This is a genomic window from Ancylobacter mangrovi (assembly GCF_024752335.1).
Classification (GTDB): domain Bacteria; phylum Pseudomonadota; class Alphaproteobacteria; order Rhizobiales; family Xanthobacteraceae; genus Ancylobacter; species Ancylobacter mangrovi.
The window spans coordinates 1,192,522-1,208,948 of sequence record NZ_JANTHY010000001.1; the positions used below are offsets into that span (position 1 = coordinate 1,192,522).

Annotated in this window: 11 protein-coding genes; all 11 read left to right on the forward strand. The window is 65.5% G+C overall.

Features of this window, described 5'->3' with window-relative positions; genetic code table 11:
- Positions 1 to 3: 3 nt before the first annotated feature.
- The 11 genes from rplA (at position 4) to tuf (ending at position 16,423) form a co-directional block, all read left to right on the forward strand.
- Entirely contained in the window at positions 4 to 705 is a 702-nt protein-coding gene (gene rplA, locus NVS83_RS05795; RefSeq protein ID WP_258730404.1) for a 50S ribosomal protein L1, read from the forward strand.
- A 472-nt stretch (positions 706 to 1,177) separates the two neighbouring features.
- The gene (gene rplJ / locus NVS83_RS05800) at positions 1,178 to 1,696 is read left to right on the forward strand and encodes a 50S ribosomal protein L10 (protein ID WP_258730403.1); all 519 of its coding nucleotides are present in this window, start codon (positions 1,178 to 1,180) and stop codon (positions 1,694 to 1,696) included.
- A gap of 51 nt (positions 1,697 to 1,747) precedes the next feature.
- Entirely contained in the window at positions 1,748 to 2,125 is a 378-nt protein-coding gene (gene rplL, locus NVS83_RS05805) for a 50S ribosomal protein L7/L12 (RefSeq protein ID WP_258730402.1), read from the forward strand.
- A gap of 257 nt (positions 2,126 to 2,382) precedes the next feature.
- Entirely contained in the window at positions 2,383 to 6,513 is a 4,131-nt protein-coding gene (gene rpoB / locus NVS83_RS05810; RefSeq protein ID WP_258738447.1) for a DNA-directed RNA polymerase subunit beta, read from the forward strand.
- 137 nt (positions 6,514 to 6,650) lie between these two features.
- Positions 6,651 to 10,841 carry a DNA-directed RNA polymerase subunit beta' gene (rpoC, locus tag NVS83_RS05815; RefSeq protein ID WP_258730400.1) on the forward strand — a complete coding sequence of 1,397 codons (4,191 nt, stop codon included), beginning with the start codon at positions 6,651 to 6,653 and terminating at the stop codon, positions 10,839 to 10,841.
- Positions 10,842 to 11,086: 245 nt separating this feature from the next.
- On the forward strand, positions 11,087 to 11,383 hold the full coding sequence (locus NVS83_RS05820; RefSeq protein ID WP_258738448.1) for a hypothetical protein: 297 nt from the start codon (positions 11,087 to 11,089) through the stop codon (positions 11,381 to 11,383).
- A 78-nt stretch (positions 11,384 to 11,461) separates the two neighbouring features.
- Positions 11,462 to 11,674, forward strand: a complete 213-nt coding sequence (locus NVS83_RS05825; protein ID WP_258730398.1) for a hypothetical protein — start codon at positions 11,462 to 11,464, stop codon at positions 11,672 to 11,674.
- Between the two features lie 546 nt (positions 11,675 to 12,220).
- A complete protein-coding gene (gene rpsL, locus NVS83_RS05830; RefSeq protein WP_018390597.1) occupies positions 12,221 to 12,592 on the forward strand; it encodes a 30S ribosomal protein S12 in 372 nt (123 codons plus the stop codon).
- An 11-nt stretch (positions 12,593 to 12,603) separates the two neighbouring features.
- Positions 12,604 to 13,074 (forward strand): 30S ribosomal protein S7, encoded by a 471-nt coding sequence (gene rpsG / locus NVS83_RS05835; RefSeq protein ID WP_258730397.1) that lies wholly within the window; start codon positions 12,604 to 12,606, stop codon positions 13,072 to 13,074.
- 27 nt (positions 13,075 to 13,101) lie between these two features.
- On the forward strand, positions 13,102 to 15,177 hold the full coding sequence (gene fusA, locus NVS83_RS05840; protein WP_258738449.1) for an elongation factor G: 2,076 nt from the start codon (positions 13,102 to 13,104) through the stop codon (positions 15,175 to 15,177).
- A 55-nt stretch (positions 15,178 to 15,232) separates the two neighbouring features.
- Entirely contained in the window at positions 15,233 to 16,423 is a 1,191-nt protein-coding gene (gene tuf, locus NVS83_RS05845; RefSeq protein WP_258730411.1) for an elongation factor Tu, read from the forward strand.
- The last annotated feature ends 4 nt before the right edge of the window (positions 16,424 to 16,427 follow it).

Genomic DNA, 16,427 nt, shown 5'->3' on the forward strand with positions numbered 1-16,427 from the left:
CTGATGGCCAAGATCTCCAAGCGTATGCGTGCCGTCCGCGAGGGCGTCGATCCCGTGAAGCTGTACGGCCTCGATGAGGCGATCGCCATTCTCAAGGAGAAGGCGACCGCCAAGTTCGACGAGACCGTCGAGGTGGCGCTGAATCTCGGCGTCGATCCCCGCCACGCCGACCAGATGGTCCGCGGCGTGTGCCAGCTCCCGAACGGCTCGGGCCGCACGGTGCGCGTCGCCGTGTTCGCGCGCGGCGCCAAGGCCGACGAGGCCAAGGCGGCGGGTGCCGACATCGTCGGCGCCGAGGACCTGCTCGAGACCGTCCAGGGCGGCACGATCGACTTTGATCGCTGCATCGCCACGCCGGACATGATGCCGCTGGTCGGCCGCCTCGGTAAGGTGCTGGGCCCGCGCGGCCTGATGCCGAACCCGAAGGTCGGCACGGTGACCATGGACGTGAAGGGCGCGGTCGAGGCCGCCAAGGGCGGCGCCGTCGAGTTCCGCGTCGAGAAGGCCGGCATCATCCACGCCGGCATCGGCAAGATCTCGTTCTCGACCGACAAGCTCGCCGAGAACATCCGCGCCTTCGCCGACGCGGTGGTCCGGGCCAAGCCGACCGGCGCCAAGGGCACCTATGTCCAGCGCATCGCCGTGTCCTCGACCATGGGCCCCGGCCTGAAGATCGAGCCGGCTTCGGTGCTGACCGCGAACTGAGCGGCCCTGCGCGGCCCGCCTTTGCGGGTCGCGGCGCCGTGAACTTAAAGGGGTGGATTTGTCAAGTCCCGGGTGCTATCAGGGGTGACAAATCCCAATCGACCCTCTATATGGGCGGTTTCGCTCTCGACTCCGGTCGAGCGCGGAGCCGATGAGATTCGAGGCTTTCGCCCGCGTAAAAACGGGTGGAGAGGCCGGTAGGGCTCGCCCTGCCGGCCAAAGTCCTGTCCGAGACTGCCGGTGCCTCCCTTCGGGGTGGCTTAATCCCGCTCCGGGGCCAGCATAGACGGGGTACGACCGTAGTGCAGGGTTCCGGCGTGCCGGAACTTGGATTTCGGCTCGAACCAGCGCCTTGGCCGGTTTTCCGGTCCCAAGGGGACAGGATGCTAACCGTCACCTCCCGCTCGCGGGAGGGGGCAAGGCGCAAACCAGGCGGGGAAGTCCTCTTCCTCGCCACCGGAGAGCAAGTGAAGTGGATCGAGCACAAAAAGAAGAGCTCGTCACGTCGCTCGGCGAGGTGTTCAAGAGCACCTCTGTCGTCGTCGTGGCCCACTATTCCGGCCTCACCGTCGCCCAGATGTCGGCCCTGCGCCGGCAGATGCGGGCGTCCGGTGCGACCGTGAAGGTGGCCAAGAACCGCCTCGCCAAGATCGCTCTCGAAGGATCGGACGTCGCGCACGTCGCGTCCCTGCTGAAGGGGCCGACCATCATCGCTTATTCGAGCGATCCCGTTGCGGCTCCGAAGGTTGCCGTCGACTTCGCCAAGGCGAACGACAAGTTCGTCATCCTTGGCGGGGCCTTCGGCAAGACGGCCCTGGATGTGGATGGTGTGAAGGCTCTGGCCACCATGCCGTCCCTCGATGAACTGCGTGCGAAGCTGGTTGGCCTCATCCAGGCCCCGGCGACCAAGATCGCCCAGCTCAGCACCGCGCCGGCGGCGAAGCTCGCCCGCGTGTTCGGGGCCTACAGCCGCGAGAACGAAGCCGCGTGAGGCTTTACCGGTAAATTCTGGTTCGAACCGAAATCCAAGGACTTAAGTAAAATGGCTGATCTGTCGAAGCTCGTTGACGAGCTTTCCAACCTGACCGTTCTCGAGGCCGCCGAGCTCGCGAAGCTCCTCGAGGAGAAGTGGGGCGTCTCCGCTGCGGCCGCCGTGGCCGTGGCTGCCGCTCCGGCCGGCGGCGCTGCCGCTCCGGCCGCCGAGGAGCAGACCGAGTTCACCGTTGTCCTGGCCGCGGCCGGCGACAAGAAGATCGAGGTCATCAAGGAAGTCCGCGCCATCACCGGCCTGGGCCTCAAGGAAGCCAAGGACCTCGTCGAGGGTGCGCCCAAGCCCGTCAAGGAAGGCGTTGCCAAGGACGAGGCCGAGAAGCTCAAGGGCCAGCTCGAGAAGGCCGGCGCCAAGGTCGAGCTCAAGTGAGCCTCTGACGATTTCGAGGCCGCCGGTACGCCGGCGGCCTCTGCCGTCGGCTTGCCGGCGGCGACGAAGGGAAGCGCGACGGCTTCCCCGGCGATCCCCGAGCGGGATCTCCAGGCGAGCCGTCGGCGCGGAGCAGGGCGGGGAGCGGCATGCCGCATCCTCGTCGGATTGTTCCGGCAGCATGCGTCTCGCTGCGCGAGGGGTTCGCCCTCGTGTGGTGCGGCGCGGACGGGTACTCGGACGGAGCGAGGAGCGACATGGCGCAGACGTTCACCGGTCGTAAGCGGGTCCGCAAGTTTTTCGGCAAGATCAAGGAAGTCGCAGAGATGCCGAACCTCATCGAGGTTCAGAAGGCGTCCTACGACCAGTTCCTGCAGATCGACGAGCCGAAGGGCGGTCGCGCGGACGACGGCATTCAGGCGGTTTTCAAGTCGGTTTTCCCGATCTCGGACTTTTCGGGCGCGGCCATGCTCGAATTCGTCCGCTACGAGTTCGAGCTGCCGAAATATGACGTGGATGAGTGCCGCCAGCGCGGCATGACCTTCGCCGCGCCGCTGAAGGTGACCCTCCGCCTCATCGTGTTCGATGTCGATCCCGATTCCGGCTCCCGGTCCGTCAAGGACATCAAGGAGCAGGACGTCTACATGGGCGACATCCCGCTCATGACGTCGAACGGCACCTTCATCGTGAACGGCACCGAGCGCGTCATCGTCTCGCAGATGCACCGTTCGCCGGGCGTGTTCTTCGACCACGACAAGGGCAAGACGCACTCCTCGGGCAAGCTGCTGTTCGCCGCCCGCATCATCCCGTATCGCGGTTCCTGGCTCGACATCGAGTTCGACGCCAAGGACATCGTGTATGCGCGCATCGACCGCCGCCGCAAGATTCCGGTGACGAGCCTGCTGTTCGCCCTCGGTCTCGACGGCGAGGAGATCCTCAACACCTTCTACGACACCATCTCCTTCACCCGCGCCGCGGGCGGATGGCGCATGCCGTTCGATCCCAAGCGCATGAAGGGCTACAAGGCCGTCGCCGACCTGGTCGACGCCGACACCGGCGAGATCGTGATCGAGGCCGGCAAGAAGGTGACGGTCCGCCAGGCCCGCCTGCTGGCCGAGAAGGGCCTGAAGGCGCTCAAGATCTCCGACGAGGAGATGATCGGCCAGTACGTGGCCCAGGATCTGGTGAATCCCCAGAACGGCGAGATCTACGTCGAAGCCGGCGAGGAAGTCACCGAGAAGATGCTGAAGCAGCTCGAGGAGCTCGGCTATGACGAGCTGCCGATCCTCGACATCGACCATGTGAACATCGGCGCCTACATCCGCAACACGCTGGCGATCGACAAGAACGTCACGCGCGAGGACGCGCTATTCGACATCTACCGCGTGATGCGCCCGGGCGAGCCGCCCACGCTCGATTCCGCGCAGGCGATGTTCCACTCGCTGTTCTTCGATTCCGAGCGCTACGACCTCTCGGCCGTCGGCCGCGTGAAGATGAACATGCGCCTCGACCTCGACGCCGAGGACACGGTGCGCGTGCTGCGCCGCGAGGACATCCTCGCGGTCATCAAGACGCTGGTCGAGCTGCGCGACGGCAAGGGCGAGATCGACGACATCGACCACCTCGGCAACCGCCGTGTGCGTTCGGTCGGCGAGCTCATGGAGAACCAGTACCGGGTCGGTCTGCTCCGCATGGAGCGCGCCATCAAGGAGCGCATGTCGTCCGTCGACATCGACACCGTGATGCCGCAGGACCTGATCAACGCCAAGCCGGTGGCGGCGGCGGTGCGCGAGTTCTTCGGCTCCTCGCAGCTCTCGCAGTTCATGGACCAGACCAACCCGCTCTCGGAGATCACCCACAAGCGCCGTCTCTCGGCGCTTGGCCCGGGCGGTCTGACCCGCGAGCGTGCCGGCTTCGAGGTGCGCGACGTGCACCCGACGCATTACGGCCGCATCTGCCCGATCGAGACGCCGGAAGGCCCGAACATCGGCCTCATCAACTCGCTGGCGACCTTCGCCCGCGTGAACAAGTACGGCTTCATCGAGGCGCCCTACCGGCGTGTGAAGGACAGCCAGGTCCAGGACGAGGTGGTCTATCTCTCCGCCATGGAGGAGGGGAAGTACTACGTCGCGCAGGCCAACATCCCGCTCGACGCGGAAGGCCGCTTCACCGAGGACCTGATCGTCTGCCGCCATGCCGGCGACGTGCTGCTGGTCACCCCGGACCGCGTCGACTTCATGGACGTGTCGCCGAAGCAGCTCGTGTCGGTCGCCGCGGCGCTGATCCCATTCCTCGAGAACGACGACGCCAACCGCGCGCTGATGGGCTCGAACATGCAGCGCCAGGCGGTGCCGCTGGTCCGCGCCGATGCGCCGTTCGTCGGCACCGGCATGGAGAGCGTGGTCGCCCGTGATTCGGGCGCGGCCATCGGCGCTCGCCGCACCGGCATCGTCGACCAGGTGGACGCGACCCGTATCGTCATCCGCGCGACGGAAGAGAACGATCCGTCGAAGTCGGGCGTCGACATCTACCGGCTGCAGAAGTTCCAGCGTTCGAACCAGTCGACCTGCATCAACCAGCGTCCGCTGGTGCGCGTGGGCGACTGGGTCAAGAAGGGCGACATCATCGCCGACGGTCCCTCGACCGATCTCGGCGACCTGGCGCTCGGCCGGAACATCCTCGTCGCGTTCATGCCGTGGAACGGCTACAACTTCGAGGACTCGATCCTGCTGTCCGAGAACATCTCGAAGGGCGACATCTTCTCGTCGATCCACATCGAGGAGTTCGAGGTGATGGCCCGCGACACCAAGCTGGGTCCGGAGGAAATCACGCGCGACATTCCGAACGTGTCGGAAGAGGCGCTGAAGAACCTGGACGAGGCGGGCATCGTCTATATCGGTGCCGAGGTGCAGGCCGGCGACATCCTCTGCGGCAAGATCACGCCGAAGGGTGAAAGCCCGATGACTCCGGAGGAGAAGCTCCTCCGCGCCATCTTCGGCGAGAAGGCCGCCGACGTGCGCGACACCTCGCTGCGCGTCCCGCCGGGTGTCACCGGCACCATCGTCGAAGTGCGCGTGTTCAATCGCCACGGCGTCGACAAGGACGAGCGTGCGCAGGCGATCGAGCGCGAGGAGATCGAGCGTCTCGCCAAGGACCGCGACGACGAGCAGGCGATCCTCGACCGCAACGTGTTCGGCCGCATCGCCGAGATGCTGGACGGCAAGACCGGCGTCGCCGGCCCCAAGGGCTTCAAGAAGGATACGGTGCTCAGCCGCACGGTGCTGGCCGACTATCCGCGCAGCCAGTGGTGGCAGTTCGCGGTGGCGGACGACCAGCTCATGAGCGAGCTGGAGGCGATCCGCAACCAGTACGACGAGTCCAAGAAGCGTCTGGAGCAGCGCTTCCTCGACAAGGTCGAGAAGCTGCAGCGCGGCGACGAGCTGCCGCCCGGCGTGATGAAGATGGTCAAGGTCTTCATCGCCGTGAAGCGCAAGATCCAGCCGGGCGACAAGATGGCCGGCCGGCACGGCAACAAGGGCGTGGTCTCGCGCATCGTCCCGGTCGAGGACATGCCGTTCCTTGAGGACGGCACCCCGGTCGACATGGTGCTCAACCCGCTCGGCGTGCCGAGCCGCATGAATGTCGGGCAGATCCTGGAGACCCATCTGGGCTGGGCCTGCGCGGGCCTCGGCCGGGTGATCGACCGGGCGATCGAGAGCTATCGGGCGACCCATGACGTCGCCCCGCTGAAGGACGCGTTCGGCAAGATCTACGGCGATGACGAGACCATCGAGTCCCTGGACGAGGATGGGCTGGTCGAGCTGGGTTCGAACCTGCGGCGCGGCGTGCCCATCGCCACCCCGGTGTTCGACGGTGCGCGCGAAGGCGACATCGAGCGGATGCTGGATCTGGCCGGGCTGGACAAGTCGGCGCAGTCGACGCTGTTCGACGGGCGCACCGGCGAGCAGTTCGACCGCAAGGTGACCGTCGGCTACATCTACATGCTGAAGCTGCATCACCTGGTGGATGACAAGATCCACGCGCGCTCGATCGGCCCGTACTCGCTCGTCACCCAGCAGCCGCTGGGCGGCAAGGCGCAGTTCGGCGGCCAGCGCTTCGGCGAGATGGAGGTGTGGGCGCTCGAGGCCTACGGCGCCGCCTACACGCTGCAGGAGATGCTGACCGTGAAGTCGGACGACGTGGCCGGCCGCACCAAGGTCTACGAGGCCATCGTGCGCGGCGACGACACCTTCGAGGCGGGCATTCCCGAGAGCTTCAACGTGCTCGTGAAGGAAATGCGCTCTCTGGGTCTGAACGTGGAGCTGATGAACTCCAAGACCCACAGCCCGGTGCCCGGCGCCGGAGAGAGCCTGCCGGCGGCCGAATGACCGATTGACCCGAGGACGCGGGAGCCCCTGACGGCACCCGCGTCCTCCGACCGCGTCCTACGCGTCCCAGATCAGACTTTTCAGCGACCCAGGCGACCCGCGGCGGCGGGGGCAGGGTCCAGCCGAAGGAGACGGCGATGAATCAAGAGGTCATGAATCTCTTCAATCCGGCCACGCCGGCGCCGACTTTCGATCAGATCAAGATCTCGATCGCGAGTCCGGAGAAAATCCTGTCGTGGTCCTTCGGCGAGATCAAGAAGCCGGAGACGATCAACTACCGGACGTTCAAGCCCGAGCGCGACGGCCTGTTCTGCGCGCGCATCTTCGGGCCGATCAAGGACTACGAGTGCTTGTGCGGTAAGTACAAGCGCATGAAGTACAAGGGCATCATCTGCGAGAAGTGCGGCGTCGAGGTTACCCTCTCGCGCGTGCGCCGCGAGCGCATGGGCCATATCGAGCTGGCCGCCCCGGTCGCGCATATCTGGTTCCTGAAGTCGCTGCCGAGCCGCATCGGCCTGTTGCTCGACATGACGCTCAAGGACCTCGAGCGCATCCTGTACTTCGAATATTACTGCGTCATCGAGCCGGGCCTCACCCCGCTGAAGGAGCGTCAGCTCCTCTCGGAAGAGGACTATCTGCGGGCGCAGGAAGAGTACGGCGAGGATTCGTTCACCGCGCTGATCGGCGCGGAGGCGATCCGCGAGCTGCTGCGCGGCATGGATCTCGAGAAGATCGCCGGCAACCTGCGCAAGGAGATCGCCGAGGCGACCACCGAGCTCAAGCCGAAGAAGCTCGCCAAGCGGTTGAAGATCGTCGAGGCGTTCCAGCTCTCCGGCAACAAGCCCGAGTGGATGATCCTGACCCACGTCCCGGTCATCCCGCCGGACCTGCGTCCGCTGGTGCCTCTCGACGGCGGCCGCTTCGCGACCTCGGACCTGAACGACCTGTACCGCCGCGTCATCAACCGTAACAACCGCCTGAAGCGGCTGATCGAGCTGAAGGCGCCGGACATCATCATCCGCAACGAGAAGCGCATGCTTCAGGAAGCGGTCGATGCGCTGTTCGACAACGGCCGGCGCGGCCGCGTCATCACGGGTGCCAACAAGCGCCCGCTGAAGTCGCTCGCCGACATGCTGAAGGGCAAGCAGGGCCGGTTCCGCCAGAACCTGCTCGGCAAGCGCGTCGACTATTCCGGCCGTTCGGTGATCGTGGTCGGTCCCGAGCTCAAGCTGCACCAGTGCGGCCTGCCGAAGAAGATGGCGCTCGAGCTGTTCAAGCCCTTCATCTATTCGCGCCTCGACGCGAAGGGCCTTTCCGCGACCGTGAAGCAGGCGAAGAAGCTGGTCGAGAAGGAGCGTCCCGAGGTGTGGGACATCCTCGACGAGGTGATCCGCGAGCATCCGGTGATGCTGAACCGCGCGCCGACGCTGCACCGCCTGGGCATCCAGGCGTTCGAGCCGGTGCTGATCGAGGGCAAGGCGATCCAGCTTCACCCGCTGGTCTGCGCCGCCTTCAACGCGGACTTCGACGGCGACCAGATGGCGGTGCACGTGCCGCTGTCGATCGAGGCGCAGCTCGAAGCGCGCGTGCTGATGATGTCGACCAACAACATCCTGCACCCGGCCAACGGCGCCCCGATCATCGTCCCCTCGCAGGACATCGTGCTCGGCCTCTACTACCTCACCATGATGCGCGACAACGAGCCCGGCGAGGGCATGGCGTTCGCGAACATGGGCGAGATCGACCACGCGCTGGCGAACAAGGTCATCACCCTGCACACCAAGGTGAAGGGCCGCTACATCGGCGTGGACGAGGACGGCAACGAGGTCTCGAAGGTATATGAGACCACGCCCGGCCGCATGAAGCTCGGCGAACTGCTGCCGAGGAACGCGAAGACTTCCTTCGAGGTCGTCAACAAGTTGATGACCAAGAAGGAAATCTCGAACATGATCGATACCGTCTACCGCCATTGCGGTCAGAAGGAGACGGTCATCTTCTGCGACCGCATCATGTCGCTCGGCTTCTACAACGCCTTCCGCGCCGGCATCTCCTTCGGCAAGGACGACATGGTCGTCCCGTCCAAGAAGTGGAACATGGTCGAGGAGACCCGCGCGCTCACGAAGGAATACGAGCAGCAGTACAATGACGGCCTGATCACCCAGGGCGAAAAGTACAACAAGGTCGTCGACGCGTGGGGCAAGTGCTCGGCGCGCCTCGCCGACGAGATGATGGCCGAGATTTCGGCGGTGAAGACCGATCCGGATACGGGCCGGGCGAAGCCGATCAACTCGATCTACATGATGGCCCATTCGGGCGCCCGCGGTTCGCGCGAGCAGATGCGCCAGCTCGCCGCCATGCGCGGCCTGATGGCCAAGCCCTCGGGCGAGATCATCGAGACGCCGATCATCTCGAACTTCAAGGAAGGCCTCTCGGTTCTCGAGTACTTCAACTCGACCCACGGCGCCCGCAAGGGCCTCGCGGACACCGCGCTGAAGACCGCGAACTCGGGCTACCTCACCCGCCGCCTGGTGGACGTGGCGCAGGACAGCATCATCACGGTGCGTGACTGCGGCACGACCAACGGCATCGCCATGCGTGCCATCGTCGACGCCGGCCAGATCGTCGCGACGCTGGGCTCGCGCGTGCTCGGCCGCACTACGGCGGAGGACGTGATCGAGGGCGGCACCGGCAACGTCCTGGTCGCCGCGGGCCAGATGATCGACGAGGCCGATGTCGAGCGCATCACCAAGGCCGGCGTGCAGGAGATCAAGATCCGCTCCGTGCTGACCTGCGAAGCCAAGAACGGCGTCTGCGGCACCTGCTACGGCCGCGACCTCGCGCGTGGTACGCCGGTCAATATCGGCGAGGCGGTCGGCGTCATCGCGGCGCAGTCGATCGGCGAGCCGGGCACCCAGCTCACCATGCGCACCTTCCACATCGGCGGTGCGGCGCAGCTCTCCGAGCAGTCCTTCATCGAGGCCAGCTTCGAGGGCACGGTGAAGATCCGCAACCGCAACGTGGTGCGGAACTCGGAAGGCGAGCTGATCGCGATGAGCCGCAACCTCTCGGTCCTGATCGTCGATCAGGACGGCAGCGAGAAGGCGGCGCACCGCATCCAGTTCGGCGCCAAGCTGAAGGTGGACGAGGGCGACGCGATCAAGCGCGGCCAGCGCATCGCCGAGTGGGACCCCTATACCCGCCCGATCCTGACCGAGGTTCAGGGTACGGTGGGCTTCGAGGACCTGGTCGAAGGTGCGTCCATGACCGAGACGGTCGACGAGTCGACCGGTATCGCCAAGCGCCTCGTGATCGACTGGCGTACGGGCCGCGGCTCGGAGCTGCGTCCGGCGATCGTCATCCGTGGCGAGGACGGCAAGGTGCTGAAGCTGCCGCGCGGCGGCGACGCCCGCTACACGCTGCCGGTCGACGCGATCCTGTCCTGCGACCCGGGCTCGCCGATCAAGGCCGGCGACGTCCTGGCGCGCGTGCCGATGGAAAGCGCCAAGACCCGCGACATCACGGGCGGTCTGCCGCGCGTGGCGGAGCTGTTCGAGGCGCGTCGTCCGAAGGATGCGGCGATCATCGCCGAGATCGCGGGCACCATCCGCTTCGGCAAGGACTACAAGAACAAGCGCCGCCTCTCCATCGAGCCGCAGGACTCGACGGACTCGCCGGCCGAGTACCTGATCCCGAAGGGCAAGCACATCCACCTGCAGGATGGCGACCTCGTCGAGAAGGGCGACTTCATCGTCGACGGCAACCCCGCGCCGCACGACATCCTGGCGATCAAGGGCGTCGAGGAACTCGCCGCCTATCTGGTTAACGAGATCCAGGAGGTCTACCGGCTCCAGGGCGTGCTCATCAACGACAAGCACATCGAGGTGATCGTCCGCCAGATGCTGCAGAAGGTCGAGATCGATGACGCCGGCGACAGCGATCTGCTCACCAATGAGCAGGTCGACGCCTCCGAGCTGAACGAGATGAACGAGGTGCTGCTGGCGGAAGGCAAGAAGCCCGCCTCCGGCCACCCGGTGCTGCTCGGCATCACCAAGGCGAGCCTGCAGACCCGGTCCTTCATCTCCGCCGCCTCCTTCCAGGAGACGACGCGGGTGCTGACCGAGGCGGCGGTCAACGGCAAGTCCGACGACCTCGCCGGCCTGAAGGAGAACGTGATCGTCGGTCGCCTGATCCCGGCCGGCACCGGCGCTCAGATGTCGAAGCTGCGCGTCACCGCCACCACCCGCGACGACCTGATCGCGGCGCAGAACGAGCAGGACAACGCTGCCTCCGACGTGCCGCAGATCGAGGGGCCTGCCGCGGCCGAGTGACCGGCGCCGCAGAGCCGAAAAATCGAAGGGCCGCTCCGCAGGGAGCGGCCCTTTTTTCGTTCCGGGCCGGCTGAAACTACCGCGCGCCGGCCTCCCGGATGAAAGACGACATTAAACAATCCGGCGTAACCACGGGATAGGCAGGCAGCGGAAGGGATCTTCCGCTGCGTGATCATCCAGGCGGAGCGTCCGCGAAGGCGGAAATTTGCGGATGGCGCTCCCGCGGACAGTTCCGGGGTAATGCGATGACGGCGACGATCGTCAAAGGTGATGGCTGGCTGCGCACGCTCGGCTTCGGCTCGTCCACGGCGTCCTACGAAATCACGGTACGACGGTCGGGCGCGGACGAGGCGGCGCCCTCGGCGGACGGTGTCCTGACGGCGGAAGTCGGCACGATGGTGGAGGCGCGTCACGCGCGCCGCGCCGTGCTGGTGCTCGAGGATGGGCGCGCCGTCGGCATCGATATTCGCGATCTGACACCGTCCGGCCTCGCCTTCACGATTCGTGCGGATTCGCATCGTTCCATCGACATCTTCCTCTAGCGCAAATCGGCCTTAACGGCTTATAGATGCTCCAGAACTGCCCGATGGGGATGGGCAGGACGTCGACGAGGAGCGGCGGTGCAGAGAACGGAGCAGACGGCGCGGGAGATCTGTCTCCTCGATCTGAAGGCGAAGGGCTTCGACGATCAGGAGGCGAGCGACTTAGTGGATCGATTCTGGCCTGTTCTGGCCAATGAGATCCGGGAGGGGATCATCGACGGGGCATGGCCGTTCTCGGCCAAGGAGATCGAGGTCCTGAGCGAGGAGTACCGAAATCTCCTCGAACGTTGAAGACGCCGCACCGGCGCGCCGGATTCGGCGGGCCCGTGCCGAAAGCCACGCCCGCGATCCGGGTCGCGCGCCCGGACCATCCGGCTTACTTTGTTGCGTGCCGGCCCCCGCGGGCGGAATCTAATGTCCTCAACCGCTCGCACGCCGCCGTGAGCCGCCAAATTGCAGCTTCGGGCTTGACGGAACGCGAGTCGGCGCGTAGAAGGCGCCTACTTTCACGGCAGGCAGGTCGGAATTGACGCGTTAGGACACCTTGTCCAGACGGATAGTTCCGAGACGCTGCTGGGACGCAAGCGAGACCACATCCGGCGCAAGATCGCGCACCAAGGGGCGAAAGCCCAGGCGTGATCCTCTGAACGTGCAGCGCCCTCGGCCAGGTTCTGGCCGGCGGCGCTTCTTTCGTTCGCTAGGTGCTCCGGAAGCCGGCTGGACCGGCGGTCATGCGATGAGTTCCTGCCAGTCGAGAGTTCAATGCGGTTGCGGCCGCGGAATTGGGTTAGCGCGGGACGCTTGCGTCCTTGGCGCAGCGAGACGAAGGCGAGAGACGTGCCGACGATCAACCAGCTGATCCGCAAGCCGCGGGAAGCCCAGAAGGCCCGGAACAAGGTTCCGGCACTCCAGGCCAGCCCGCAGAAGCGCGGCGTTTGCACCCGCGTCTACACCACGACCCCGAAGAAGCCGAACTCGGCGCTTCGTAAGGTCGCCAAGGTTCGTTTGACCAATGGCTACGAAGTCATCGGTTACATCCCTGGCGAAGGTCACAACCTTCAGGAGCACTCCGTGGTCATGATCCGCGGCGGCCGCGTGAAGGACCTTCCGGGCGTGCGCTACCACATCCTGCGTGGCGTGCTCGATACCCAGGGCGTCAAGAATCGTAAGCAGCGCCGTTCGAAGTACGGCGCCAAGCGGCCGAAGTGAGGATCTGAGCGATGTCCCGTCGTCACCGTGCAGAGCGCCGCGAAGTTACCCCCGATCCCAAGTTCGGGAGCGAGGTGCTGAGCCGCTTCATGAACGCCGTCATGTATGACGGCAAGAAGTCGGTCGCCGAGAAGATCGTCTACGGCGCGCTCGACCTCGTCGAGAACCGTGCCAAGTCCGAGCCGCTCGGCGTGTTCACGCAGGCGCTGGACAATGTCAGCCCGGCCATCGAGGTGCGCTCCCGCCGCGTTGGCGGCGCCACCTACCAGGTGCCGGTCGAGGTTCGCCCCGAGCGTCGTCAGGCGCTGGCGATCCGGTGGCTGATCATCGCCGCGCGCGCCCGCAACGAGAAGACCATGGTCGAGCGTCTGTCGGGCGAGCTGCTCGACGCCTCGAACAATCGCGGCACGGCCGTGAAGAAACGTGAAGACACCCACCGCATGGCGGAGGCGAACCGCGCCTTCTCTCACTACCGCTGGTGATGACGAGAGCCGGGACGAGGATCTGATATGTCGCGCACGCACGCTATCGAGGACTACCGCAACTTCGGCATCATGGCCCACATCGATGCCGGCAAGACCACGACCACGGAGCGGATCCTCTTTTATACCGGCAAGAGCCACAAGATCGGCGAAGTCCATGACGGCGCCGCCACCATGGACTGGATGACCCAGGAGCAGGAGCGCGGCATCACGATCACGTCGGCCGCGACGACCGCTTTCTGGCAGGGCAAGCGCCTGAACATCATCGACACCCCCGGCCACGTGGACTTCACCATCGAGGTGGAGCGCTCGCTGCGCGTGCTCGACGGCGCGGTGTGCGTGCTCGACGGCAACCAGGGCGTGGAGCCGCAGACCGAGACGGTGTGGCGCCAGGCGGACAAGTACAACGTGCCGCGCATCGTGTTCGTCAACAAGATGGACAAGATCGGCGCCGACTTCTTCCGCTGCGTTGAGATGATCATCGACCGTGTCGCCGGCAAGCCGGTGTGCTGCCAGCTCCCGATCGGTTCCGAGAACAACTTCAAGGGCGTGATCGACCTGATCCGCATGAAGGCTGTCGTGTGGGACAATGAGGAGCTCGGCGCGAAGTATCACGACGAGGAGATCCCGGCGGAACTCGCCGACCAGGCCGCCGAGTATCGCGGCAAGCTGGTCGAGGCGGCCGTCGAGCTCGACGATGACGCGCTGACCAACTACCTCGAGGGCATCGAGCCCGACGAGGCGACGCTGAAGGGCTTGATCCGCAAGGCGGTGATCGGCCGCGTCTTCAATCCCGTGTTCTGTGGCTCGGCCTTCAAGAACAAGGGCGTGCAGCCGCTCCTCGACGCGGTCGTCGACTTCCTGCCGAGCCCGATCGATCGCGGCGCGATCAAGGGCATCGACTTCAACACCGAGGAAGAGACCGACCGCAAGCCGTCCGATGCCGAGCCGGCCTCCGTGCTTGCGTTCAAGATCATGGACGACCCGTTCGTCGGCACGATCACCTTCTGCCGCGTCTACTCGGGCAAGATCGAGACGGGCCAGGGCCTGCTGAACTCCACCCGCGACAAGCGCGAGCGCGTCGGCCGCATGCTGCTGATGCACGCGAACAATCGCGAGGACATCAAGGAAGCCTATGCGGGCGACATCGTCGCTCTCGCGGGCCTCAAGGAAGTGCGCACCGGCGACACGCTTTGCGACCCGGTGAAGCCGGTGATCCTCGAGAAGATGGAGTTCCCCGAGCCGGTCATCGAGATCGCGATCGAGCCGAAGTCCAAGGCTGACCAGGAGAAGCTCGGCATCGCGCTCTCCAAGCTCGCCGCCGAGGACCCGTCCTTCCGCGTGTCGACCGACCACGAGAGCGGCCAGACCATCCTCAAGGGCATGGGCGAACTGCACCTCGACATCAAGGTCGACATCCTGAAGCGCACCTACAAGGTCGACGCCAACATCGGTGCCCCGCAGGTGGCTTATCGCGAGACGATCACGCGCAAGACCGAAGTCGACTACACCCACAAGAAGCAGACCGGTGGTACCGGCCAGTTCGCGCGGGTGAAGTTCGTGGTCGAGCCGAACGAAGTCGGCAAGGGCTTCGAGTTCGAGAGCGCGATCGTCGGCGGCGCGGTGCCGAAGGAGTACATCCCCGGCGTCCAGAAGGGCCTCGAGAGCGTCATGGGCGCGGGCGTGCTCGCCGGCTTCCCGGTGGTGGACGTCAAGGTCACCCTGATCGACGGCGCCTTCCACGAGGTCGACTCGTCGGCCCTGGCCTTCGAAATCGCGTCGCGTGCGGCGTTCCGTGAGGCCCTGCAGAAGGGCGGTCCGGTGCTGCTCGAGCCGATCATGAAGGTCGAGGTGGTGACGCCGGAAGACTACACGGGTTCGGTGATCGGCGACCTCAACTCCCGCCGTGGCCAGATCCAGGGCCAGGACATGCGCGGCAATGCGAACGTCATCAATGCGATGGTGCCGCTCGCCAACATGTTTGGCTACGTCAATACGCTGCGTTCCTTCAGCCAGGGCCGCGCGACCTTCACCATGCAGTTCGACCACTACGAGCAGGTGCCGTCGAACGTCGCCCAGGAGGTTCAGGCGAAATACGCCTGAGCTTTTCACTGAGCGAAGTCATAACAACATCGAATACTGACCGACGGAGAGCCCCGTGGCCAAAGAGAAGTTCAACCGTTCGAAGCCCCACTGCAACATTGGGACGATTGGCCATGTTGACCATGGCAAGACGTCGCTGACGGCGGCGATCACGAAGGTTCTTGCGGAGACGGGCGGCGCGACGTTCACGGCGTACGACCAGATCGACAAGGCGCCGGAAGAGAAGGCGCGCGGGATCACGATCTCGACGGCGCACGTCGAGTACGAGACGTCGAACCGTCACTACGCGCATGTGGACTGCCCCGGCCACGCGGACTACGTGAAGAACATGATCACGGGCGCGGCGCAGATGGACGGCGCGATCCTGGTGGTGTCGGCGGCGGACGGCCCGATGCCGCAGACGCGCGAGCACATCCTGCTGGCGCGCCAGGTCGGCGTTCCGGCGCTGGTGGTGTTCCTGAACAAGTGCGACATGGTCGACGACGAGGAGCTCCTCGAGCTGGTCGAGCTCGAGGTTCGCGAGCTTCTGTCGAAGTACGACTTCCCGGGCGACGACATCCCGATCATCCGCGGCTCGGCGCTGGTGGCGCTTGAGAACGGGGATCCGGAGCTTGGCGCCAAGGCGGTGCTGAAGCTGATGGAGGCGGTCGACGCCTACATCCCGCAGCCGGAGCGTCCGGTGGACCAGCCGTTCCTGATGCCGATCGAGGACGTGTTCTCGATCTCGGGTCGCGGCACGGTGGTGACGGGTCGCGTTGAGCGCGGCATCGTGAAGGTGGGCGAGGAAGTCGAGATCGTCGGCATCCGCCCGACCACCAAGACCACGGTGACGGGCGTCGAGATGTTCCGCAAGCTTCTGGACCAGGGGCAGGCGGGCGACAACATCGGCGTTCTTCTGCGCGGCACCAAGCGTGAGGACGTTGAGCGCGGCCAGGTCGTGTGCAAGCCGGGTTCGGTGAAGCCGCACACCAAGTTCAAGGCCGAGGCGTACATCCTGACCAAGGAAGAGGGCGGGCGCCACACGCCGTTCTTCACCAACTACCGTCCGCAGTTCTACTTCCGCACGACGGACGTGACGGGCGTGGTGACGCTTCCCGAGGGCACCGAGATGGTGATGCCGGGCGACAACATCTCGGTCGACGTCCATCTGATCGTTCCGATCGCGATGGAAGAGAAGCTGCGCTTCGCCATCCGCGAGGGCGGCCGCACCGTCGGTGCCGGCGTCGTCGCCGCCATCATCGAGTGATCGA

Coding starts and splice junctions, on each gene's coding strand:
- rplA (WP_258730404.1), top strand. CDS start 4: ATGGCCAAGATCTCCAAGCGTATGCGTGCCGTCCGCGAGGGCGTCGAT.
- rplL (WP_258730402.1), top strand. CDS start 1,748: ATGGCTGATCTGTCGAAGCTCGTTGACGAGCTTTCCAACCTGACCGTT.
- rpoB (WP_258738447.1), top strand. CDS start 2,383: ATGGCGCAGACGTTCACCGGTCGTAAGCGGGTCCGCAAGTTTTTCGGC.
- rpoC (WP_258730400.1), top strand. CDS start 6,651: ATGAATCAAGAGGTCATGAATCTCTTCAATCCGGCCACGCCGGCGCCG.
- NVS83_RS05820 (WP_258738448.1), top strand. CDS start 11,087: ATGACGGCGACGATCGTCAAAGGTGATGGCTGGCTGCGCACGCTCGGC.
- rpsG (WP_258730397.1), top strand. CDS start 12,604: ATGTCCCGTCGTCACCGTGCAGAGCGCCGCGAAGTTACCCCCGATCCC.
- fusA (WP_258738449.1), top strand. CDS start 13,102: ATGTCGCGCACGCACGCTATCGAGGACTACCGCAACTTCGGCATCATG.